Source organism: Faecalibacter rhinopitheci (genome assembly GCF_015234135.1).
GTDB classification, from domain to species: Bacteria; Bacteroidota; Bacteroidia; order Flavobacteriales; family Weeksellaceae; genus Empedobacter; species Empedobacter rhinopitheci.
This window is the reverse complement of the sequence record NZ_JADGIK010000017.1, coordinates 1-10611: the sequence shown is the minus strand read 5'-3', so window position 1 is coordinate 10611 and position 10611 is coordinate 1. Positions and strand designations below refer to the sequence as shown.

Genomic DNA, 10611 nt, shown 5'->3' with positions numbered 1-10611 from the left:
ACCTCTTCCCATTCCGAACAGAGAAGTTAAGCCTTTCAGCGCCGATGGTACTGCTATTGCGGGAGAGTAGGTCGTCGCCAGTCTTTATAACAAAGCTCAATCTTTAATTAGATTGGGCTTTTTTTATGCCCTAAACTTTTATAGGGAACTTCTGTTCATTTTTGTCTTGATACAAAAAGAACCAAAAAAATCAAGGCTTCAAATCTATTTAACTAAAATTAAATTTCATTTCGGGAAAGATTTAAATGCCTCGCTGTCGCTCGCTAAATCTTTCTAATCCTCCATTCTATTTCATTTCTTAACGTTATAGATTTAGAGGCCAAAAGAAAAGAGAAGTAGTTATTTGATTTAATAAGTAGATATTGATTTTATAATAATTATCTTCATTTTTGTCTTGATACAAAAGGAACCAAAAAAAATCAAGGCTGTAAATTCTTTGCTAAAAAAGAACTTCAGTTGGCTAAATAATTTGAATCGCTCCTGACGTCGGCAAATTATTTTTAACGCCTTCTTCGTTATTTTTCTTAACGCTCGAATTTAAGGCCAGATTAAAGCTGGTATGTGAACTAGTGAACTTATTTTTTATTTAGATGTTCATTTTTTTTCTTGATGAAAAAGGAACCAAAAAAATCAAGGCTTCGATTTTCGACGGTCAATATTCATTTCATTTCACTAAAATTTTTAATAAGATAACCTATCGGTTACTAAAAATTTTTACGTTCCATTCAATGAATTGACACTCGTCTGCTAATCAGTAGGTCATTTAAATAGTGAACAAGTGATTAGTGAACTTGTTTTAAAAAGTAAATATTCATTTATAATAATTATCTTCATTTTTGTCTTGATACAAAAAGAAGCAAAAAAATCAAGGCTTCAAATCTATTTAACTAAAATTAAATTTCATTGCGGGAAAGATTTAAATGACTCGTTAGCACTCGCTAAATCTTTCTTATCCTCCATTCTATTTAATTTTTTAACGTTATAGATTTAGAGGCAATTATAGGAGTTTTGAACAAGTGAACTTATATCTTATTAATATGTTCATTTTGTCTTGATACAAAACATTTGAAATTAAAAGGAGGAGCCACAGTGTGGCTTAGGTATACTTTCATTTTTGTCTTGACACAAAACATTTGATTTGAGAGGAGAAGCTTAATAAGCTTTGGAATATAATTTACTGAAGAATATTTTTCTATTTAGATGTTCATTTTTTTTCTTGATAAAAAAAACAGAACCAAAAAAAATCAAGGCTGTAAATTCTTTGCTAAAAAAGAATTTCAGATGGCTAAATAATTTGAATCGCTCCTGACGTCGGCAAATTATTTTTAACGCCTACTTTATTCTTTTTCTTAACGCGCGAATTTAAGGCCAGATTAAAGCTGGTAGGTGAACTAGTGAACTTATTTTTTATTTAGATGTTCATTTTTTTTCTTGATAAAAAAAACAGAACCAAAAAAAATCAAGGCTGTAAATTCTTTGCTAAAAAAGAATTTCAGATGGCTAAATAATTTGAATCGCTCCTAACGTCGGCAAATTATTTTTAAAGCCTACTTTATTCTTTTTCTTAACGCGCGAATTTAAGGCCATTATTAGCATGTGTTATTTTAGGGATTAGAAACTAGGCAATAGGAAGGTGGAAACAATTGAACATGTAAACGTGTGAACTTAATCCTATTATTATTTATAGTTATTAATTCAAAATCTCAAGTATCTAATAAACGGTGATGTCTTGATTGTTTTTTCTATTATTTTTAAAATATATTTTTTTAATTAGTTATTTATCAGTTATATACCAGTTGTATGTTATATATTGTAATATATTAAGATATGAATAATTAGATTTAATGGTTTAAATTTGTTGCTCTATTTATAGAATGTATATAAGGAATGAAAATATATAATGTAGTTTTATCAGGAGGTGTTGGTAGTAGATTGTGGCCGATGTCGCGTAAGAGTCATCCTAAACAATACTTAGAGATATTTAATGATAGGTCATTGTTTGAATTAACAATCAAAAGGAATCAAAAGATTACGACTGATTTAATGGTTATTGGGAATAAGGACAATGAGTGTTTATCACAGGAAATTTTAAATAAATTAAATGTAAATTGTTTAAAAGTAACTGAAGCAGTTCCACGTAATACTGCTGCAGCTATTGCATTTTCTGCATTTGCTGTAGATAAAGATGATATTTTAATTGTTACTCCATCAGACCATTTGATTCAGAAAATGGATGAATATGAAGATGCTATACAACGTGCGATAGAATTAGCTCGTTCTAATTACATCGTTACCTTTGGAGTACAGCCTACTCATCCAGAAACAGGTTATGGGTATATAGAACATAAAGGTGATCGTGTACTTTCATTCCGAGAAAAACCTAATCATATTACTGCCCAAGATTTTATTGAAAGAGGAAACTTCTTATGGAACAGTGGAATGTTTTGTTTTAAAGCAGGCATATTATTAGAGGAATTAAAGAAATTTGAACCTGAAATCTATGAAAAATCTTTCATCGCTTGGGAAAATGCTAAGGATGGTTATTTAGATGAAGCATTATCATTAGATATTCCAGCAAATAGTATAGATTATGCAGTGATGGAAAGAAGTAAAAGAATTAAAGTAGTTCCTGCTAAATTTGCTTGGGACGATTTAGGATCTTTTGAGGCACTTTATGATTATTTTAGATCTGGAGGTCATCCAGTAGATCGAAATGGGAATATGACTATCGGAACAAATACCTATACAGCTTTTGTAGGATTAAACAATTGTATTTTTGTTACAACTCCTACAGCAAATCTAATTCTTCAGAAAGAAGATTCGCAAGAAGTAAAGAATGTGTATAATTATTTAGAAAGAAAACGACCAGACTTGGTTTAATATAAATTATATAGAAGGAGATAGAAATATCTCCTTTTCTTTTTTTAATATAATGATGTTATAATCTAGGGTTATCCTATTTTTGTTATACGTTACTCAAATTATTTTAATTATGAAAGTAGGAATTACATTTGGTGTTTTTGATTTATTACATGCCGGGCATATCATGATGCTTGAAGAAGCTAAGAAAAGGTGTGAATATTTAATTGTAGGTCTTAACACAGACCCTATGGATATTGAACCATCAAAGAATCAACCTACACAATCGGTGGTCGAGCGCTATATTCAGTTGCAAGGTTGTAAATATGTGGACGAAATAATCCCTTATACTACTGAGCAGGACTTGGATGATATTCTACGCGCTATGCCTATCGATATTCGTATTATTGGAGAAGAGTATAAGAATAAAGATTTCACAGGAAAAGAATACTGTCTACAAAATAATATCGAAATCTATTATAACAAAAGAGGTCATCGTTTTTCTAGTTCATCCTTACGTAGAGTAGTGGCAGATAACGAAAAACCGACCAGCAAGTAATACAAAACCTAACTATCAATAAAGCTATGGAAACTATACTAATAACAGGCGCAGCTGGTTTTATCGGCTTTCATCTGAGTAAAACTCTATGCGAAAAAGGGTATACTGTAATTGGAATTGATAATATTAACGATTATTATGATATTGAATTAAAGTATGGTCGATTAAATGCTTTAGGTATTTCAAAAAATGAAGCTGAAAATTTTAATCAACTATGTACCTCATCAAAGTTTAAATTTTCATTTTATCGAACTGCGATTGAAGATTTTGAATTTTTAAATCAATTATTCAGTACTTATGCTTTTTCTCGTGTTATACATTTAGCAGCTCAGGCTGGCGTACGCTATAGTATAGAGAATCCACATGCCTATGGGCAAAGTAATCTTGTAGGTTATTTAAATATTTTAGAATGTTGTCGTCATCATCAGGTTAAACAACTGATGTATGCCAGTAGCTCTAGTGTATATGGTAACTCTACCGATGTACCTTTTCAAACCACACAAAATGTAGATCACCCCATTAGTTTATATGCTGCTACAAAGAAGGCTAATGAACTTATGGCTCATACCTACAGTCATTTATATAAATTTCAGACCATAGGTCTACGATTTTTTACGGTATATGGCCCATGGGGTCGCCCAGATATGGCGATGTTTTTATTTACAGATGCTATTCTAAATGGTCGTCCTATCAAGGTTTTTAACCATGGTGATTTATCTCGTGATTTTACTTACATAGATGATATCATTCAAGGAATCATCAAATTAATTGAAAAAGAAAGCACTCCTTTGTACCAATTGTATAATATCGGAAATAGTAAACCGGTGCAACTAATGGATTTTATACAAGAAATAGAAAAGGCAACTGGACTTACTGCCGAATTAGATATGCAACCTATGCAACCTGGCGATGTTAATCAAACATGGGCTAATGTAGACGATTTAATGCAAGGTTTTGGTTACCAGCCCACTTACCCTGTTGATAAAGGTGTTCATAACTTCGTTGAATGGTTTAAAAGCTATTATAAAAATAAATAATTCTAAATAACTTAAACAAGTTATAGTTTGTACATTTACATGCTTATTACAACTAGCTAACATAAATGAAACATATTTTAATTACTGGAGGAGCCGGATTTATAGGATCTAATCTAACAGAATATTTTTTGGGAAAAGGATACCAGGTAACTTGTTTAGATAATTTTGCAACAGGTCATCGTTACAATATTGAACCATTTTTAGAAAATAAGAATTATACTTTAATCGAAGGAGATATCCGTGATTTTTCGACATGTCAACAAGCTGTATCTGGTGTAGACTACGTATTGCATCAAGCAGCCTTAGGATCTGTACCACGTTCTATAAAAGATCCTCAAACGTCTAATGAAGTAAATGTCACTGGTTTTTTAAATATGATTACCGCTGCAAGAGATGAGAAGGTTCAAAAGTTTGTATATGCAGCTTCATCTTCCACTTATGGTGATTCAGAAAACTTACCGAAAGTAGAAGATATCATCGGAAAACCTTTATCGCCTTATGCAGTGACTAAGTATGTGAATGAATTGTATGCAGATATTTATTCAAAAACATATGGTCTTCCTTGTATTGGGTTACGTTATTTTAATGTATTTGGTCGTAGACAAGATCCAAATGGTGCTTATGCTGCCGTAATTCCATTATTCGTTAAACAATTGATGAATCATGAATCTCCAGTTATCAATGGAACGGGAGAGTTTTCTCGCGATTTTACATATATAGATAATGTTATTCAGATGAATGAATTAGCTATGCTAACGACTGACGAAAAGGCTGTTAATACAGTTTATAATACCGCAGTAGGTGATCGTACTACTTTAAATATGTTAATTAGTTACTTGAAAGAATATTTATCTTCTTTTGATCCTGCTATTGCTGAAGTTGAAGTCGTGTATGGTCCTAACCGTCAAGGTGATATTCCACATTCGTTAGCATCTATCGAAAAAGCTAAATCGTTATTAGGGTATCAACCTACGCATACTATTGGTCAAGGTTTACAAGAGGCCGTGCAATGGTATTGGGAGAATTTGAAGGGGTAAGGAATAGAGGGGAGTGAACTAGTTTTTAGAGATTTGTTTTTAATTAATATGTTCATTTTTGTCTTGATACAAAACATTTGATTTGAGAGGAGAAGCCACGGTGTGGCTTAGGTATTTTTTTAAATTATGTTCTTTTTTGTCTTGATACAAAAAGAACCAAAAAAATCAAGGCTTCGATTTTCGACGGTCAATTTTCATTTCATTTCACTAAAATTTTTAATAAGATAACCTATCGGTTACTAAAAATTTTTGCGTTCCATTTAATGAATTGACACTCGTCTGCTAATCGGTAGGCCATTTAAAAAGTGATAAATAGAGAATGTCATTTTATTATTTTTATTAAGACGCGAATTTAAGGCCAAAGGATAAGGAGTTATTTGAAATTTAATTAGTGAAGAAGTGAACAGATGAACTAGTTTTTAGAGATTTGTTTTTTAATTAATATGTTCATTTTTGTCTTGATACAAAAAGAACCAAAAAAATCAAGGCTGTAAATTCTTTGCTAAAAAAGAACTTCAGTTGGCTAAATAATTTGAATCGCTCTTGACGTCGGCAAATTATTTTTAACGCCTTCTTCGTTCTTTTTATTAACGCACGAATTTAAGGCCAAAGGATAAGGAGTTATTTGATTTAATAAGTAGATATTGGTTTTCTATTTATACTATATTCCGAAGCTTATTAAGCTTCTCCTTTTAATTTCAAATTTGATGAAAAAAGAACCAAAAAAATCAAGGCTGTAAATTCTTCGCTAAAAAAGAACTTCAGTTGGCTAAATAATTTGAATCGCTCCTGACGTCGGCAAATTATTTTTAACGCCTTCTTCGTTCTTTTTCTTAACGCGCGAATTTAAGGCCATTTAAAAAGTGATGAATAGAGAATATTATTTTTATTCTTTTTCTTAACGTTAAAGATTTAGAGGCCAAAGGAAAAGTGAAGGAGTTATTTGATTTAATAAGTAGAGATTTGTTTTTTATTTAATATGTTCATTTTTGTATTGACACAAAACATTTGAAATTAAAAGGAGAAGCCACGGTGTGGCTTAGGTAATTTTTTTAATTATGTTCTTTTTTCCTTGATGAAAAAAGAACCAAAAAAATCAAGGCTGTAAATTCTTCGCTAAAAAAGAACTTCAGTTGGCTAAATAATTTGAATCGCTCCTGACGTCGGCAAATTATTTTTAACGCCTTCTTCGTTCTTTTTCTTAACGCGCGAATTTAAGGCCATTTAAAAAGTGATAAATAGAGAATGTCATTTTTATTCTTTTTCTTAACCTTATAGATTTAGAGGCCAAAAGAAAAATAAAGGAGTTATTTCATAAAATAATTTGAAAACTAGTAAATGAGAAATTAGATCAGTAATTTCACCATTTTAATAATACCAAAACTAACTATAAGTCGTTTCAACGATTAGTCATATATCATAAAGACACTAAAAAAATAACACATACATTAACATGAGTATACAACATAAAATAGCTGTAATAGGATTAGGGTACGTAGGTTTACCACTAGCACGATTATTTGCTACGAAATATCCGGTTGTAGGATTTGACATCAATCAAAAAAGAGTTGGTGAACTAAATCAAGGGCAAGATCATACGTTAGAAGTTGAAGAAGATATTTTACAACAGGTACTTGTAACGGAAAACCCTTTTACTACAGCAACTAACGGATTATTATGTTCTGCTGATTTAGCAGATATCCAAGAAGCTAATATTTATATCGTAACGGTTCCTACACCAGTAGATAAAAATAACCGTCCCGATTTAACTCCATTATATAAATCTTCCGAAACAGTAGGTAAAGTATTGTCGAAGGGAGATATCGTAATCTACGAATCAACAGTATATCCAGGTGTTACTGAGGAAGAATGTATTCCTGTATTGGAACGTGTATCAGGTTTACAATTTAATGTAGATTTCTTTGCAGGTTATTCACCAGAGCGTATCAATCCAGGCGATAAAGAGCATACAGTAGAAAAGATTTTAAAAGTAACTTCAGGATCAACTCCAGCAATTGGAGAGGTTGTTAATAACTTATACCAATCAGTTATTGTTGCTGGAACACATTTAGCTCCATGTATCAAAGTAGCGGAAGCTGCTAAAGTAATTGAGAATTCGCAACGTGATATTAATATTGCATTTGTGAACGAATTGGCTAAGATTTTTAACTTATTAGATATCGATACTCATGCTGTATTAGAAGCTGCTGGAACTAAATGGAATTTCTTACCTTTTAAACCAGGTTTAGTTGGTGGGCATTGTATTGGTGTAGATCCTTATTACTTGGCTCAAAAAGCACAAGAAAAAGGGTATCATCCAGAGATTATCTTAGCTGGACGTCGCTTGAATGATTCGATGGGGCATTATGTAGCTTCAGAAATCGTAAAAACATTAATTAAGAAAGATATTAAAGTAAATGGTGCTAAAATTCTTAATTTAGGGGTTACGTTCAAGGAAAATTGTCCGGATGTACGCAATACTAAAGCGGTAGATGTAATCAAAGGATTAGAAGACTATTCGTTGCATGTAACTACTTTTGATCCATGGGCAAAACCAGCGGAAGTAAAACATGAATATGGGATTGATTCTGTCGACACGTTAGATGCCATTGCACATCAAAAATATGATGCCATTGTATTAACAGTTGCACATACCGAATTTTTAAGCCTTGATTTTTCATCTTATTTAAATGAAAATGGCGTAATCTATGATGTTAAAGGTATTCTTCCTTTAGCGGACATTGATAAAAGATTATAAGCATCAAAAAAAACCTCAACATGAAAATTACAATAGTTGGAACAGGATACGTTGGTTTATCTAATGCAATGCTTTTAGCACAGCATCACGAAGTGGTGGCCTTAGATATTGTACCTGAAAAAATAGATTTATTAAATCAAAAAGTATCTCCTATCGAGGATAAGGAAATTACTGATTTTTTATTGCATAAAGATTTAAACTTTAAGGCGACGTTAGATAAGAAAGAAGCCTACGAAAATGCCTCATTTATTATCATAGCTACTCCTACAGATTATGATCCGAAAACCAATTATTTTAATACAAGTAGTGTAGAGGCTGTTTTAAAAGAAGTACAGGAGTATAATCCGTCCGCAGTTTGTGTTGTAAAATCAACAGTACCAGTTGGATTCACGGAAGAGATTAAAGCTCGAGAAGGGTATACTAATCTTATCTTTTCTCCAGAATTTTTACGTGAAGGGAAGGCGTTGTACGATAATTTATACCCGTCACGTATTATTGTAGGAGAGCGTAGTGCGCGTGCAGAGGAATTTGCAGCGTTGCTAAAGGAAGGTGCTATCAAAGCAGATATTCCAGTATTGTTTACAGATGCAACAGAAGCGGAAGCGATTAAGTTATTTTCGAATACTTATTTGGCGATGCGTGTTTCTTACTTTAATGAATTAGATAGCTATGCGGAGATTTTTAATTTAGATAGCCGTCAGATTATTGAGGGTGTTGGATTAGATCCACGTATTGGTTCTCATTACAACAATCCATCATTTGGGTATGGTGGTTACTGTTTGCCAAAAGATACGAAACAGCTGTTAGCGAATTACAACACAGTCCCGAATAATTTAATTCGTGCCATTGTAGATTCTAACCGTACGCGCAAGGATTTTATAGCGGATTCTATTATTGCTAAACATCCTAATAAAGTTGGTATTTATCGTTTAATCATGAAATCGGGATCAGATAATTTCCGTGCTTCTGCAATTCAAGGAATTATGAAACGCATCAAAGCAAAAGGTATAGAAGTTATTGTGTACGAACCTGTATTAGAGGAGGAAACTTTCTTTGGTTCTCAGGTTTTGAATGATTTAACGGCTTTTAAACAAGAATGTGATGTAATTATCTCTAACCGTATGGTAGAGGAATTGAATGATGTGAAGGAAAAAATATATACAAGAGATTTATTTGGTCAGGATTAATCTTCCAAGCCATTCTATTTTTATACATGTTAAATCTGGGGAGTTTTTCTTTCCAGATTTTTTTTTGTTTAAAAGGGAAGAAGGGATTATTGAACTAGTTTTTAGTAATTATAATTTTTTTTAATTATGTTCTTTTTTGTCTTGATACAAAAAGAACCAAAAAAATCAAGGCTTCAAATCTATTTAACTAAAATTAAATTTCATTTCGGGAAAGATTTAAATGACTCGTTAGCACTCGCTAAATCTTTCTTAATCCTCCATTGTATTTAATTTCTTAACGTTATATATTTAGAGGCCAAAGGAAAAGAGAAGGAGTGAAGAAGTGAAGAAGTGATCTAGTAAAGAGGTATTAACTAATTAAAATAGAATAAGTATTTGCTTATAAGTGTTATTTTATACTTTCATTTTTTTCTTGATACAAAAAATTTGAAATTAAACATTTGAGATTAAAAGGAGAAGCCACGGTGTGGCTTAGGTATTTTTTATATTTATGTTCATTTTTTTTCTTGATAAAAAAAACATTTGATTTGAGAGGAGAAGCCACGGTGTGGCTTAGGTATTCTTTTTAATTATCACTTTTTTCTAGATCAAAAGTGGAATATTCTTTTTATAATTATGTTCATTTTTGTCTTGATACAAAAAGAACCAAAAAAATCAAGGCTTCGATTTTCGACGGTCAATATTCATTTCATTTAACTAAAATTTTTAATAAGATAACCTATCGGTTACTAAAAATTTTTGCGTTCCATTCAATGAATTGACACTCGTCTGCTAATCGGTAGGCCATTTAAAAAGTGATAAATAGAGAATGTCATTTTATTATTTTTCTTAACGCGCGAATTTAAGGCCAATTAAAAAGCAATGATTGAAGAGGTTAATTAGTTAATAAGTAGAAATTTGTTTTATTTAGATGTTCATTTTTTATTCATTGGTTTATTATTTTATAATTATTGTATTCATGAATCCTTCGGATTTGTCTTGATACAAAAAATTTGATTTGAGAGGAGGAGCCACGGTGTGGCTTAGGTATTTTTTAAAATTATGTTCTTTTTTGTCTTGATACAAAAAGAACCAAAAAAATCAAGGCTTCAAATCTATTTAACTAAAATTAAATTTCATTGCGGGAAAGATTTAAATGACTCGTTAGCACTCGCTAAATCTTTCTTATCCTCCA

The 10611-nt window shown here is 31.5% G+C and carries 6 protein-coding genes and 1 rRNA gene; all 7 read left to right on the top strand.

All coding sequences use genetic code 11. The features are described 5' to 3' along the window. Positions 1 to 83, top strand: a 5S ribosomal RNA gene (rrf, locus tag IM532_RS13235); the annotation flags it as partial. A 1804-nt stretch (positions 84 to 1887) separates the two neighbouring features. Further along, a complete protein-coding gene (locus IM532_RS13230) occupies positions 1888 to 2880 on the top strand; it encodes a mannose-1-phosphate guanylyltransferase (RefSeq protein WP_194183975.1) in 993 nt (330 codons plus the stop codon). 112 nt (positions 2881 to 2992) lie between these two features. Then, complete coding sequence (locus IM532_RS13225; protein ID WP_194183976.1) at positions 2993 to 3418, top strand: adenylyltransferase/cytidyltransferase family protein; 426 nt, start codon at positions 2993 to 2995, stop codon at positions 3416 to 3418. Between the two features lie 26 nt (positions 3419 to 3444). After that, the gene (locus IM532_RS13220; protein ID WP_194183974.1) at positions 3445 to 4455 is read left to right on the top strand and encodes an NAD-dependent epimerase/dehydratase family protein; all 1011 of its coding nucleotides are present in this window, start codon (positions 3445 to 3447) and stop codon (positions 4453 to 4455) included. A 65-nt stretch (positions 4456 to 4520) separates the two neighbouring features. Next, positions 4521 to 5492, top strand: a complete 972-nt coding sequence (locus IM532_RS13215) for an SDR family oxidoreductase (protein ID WP_194183973.1) — start codon at positions 4521 to 4523, stop codon at positions 5490 to 5492. A 1453-nt stretch (positions 5493 to 6945) separates the two neighbouring features. After that, positions 6946 to 8250: a nucleotide sugar dehydrogenase gene (locus IM532_RS13210; protein WP_194183972.1), complete on the top strand. Its 1305-nt coding sequence runs from the start codon at positions 6946 to 6948 to the stop codon at positions 8248 to 8250. Between the two features lie 20 nt (positions 8251 to 8270). Beyond that, positions 8271 to 9437 carry a nucleotide sugar dehydrogenase gene (locus tag IM532_RS13205; protein WP_194183971.1) on the top strand — a complete coding sequence of 389 codons (1167 nt, stop codon included), beginning with the start codon at positions 8271 to 8273 and terminating at the stop codon, positions 9435 to 9437. The last annotated feature ends 1174 nt before the right edge of the window (positions 9438 to 10611 follow it).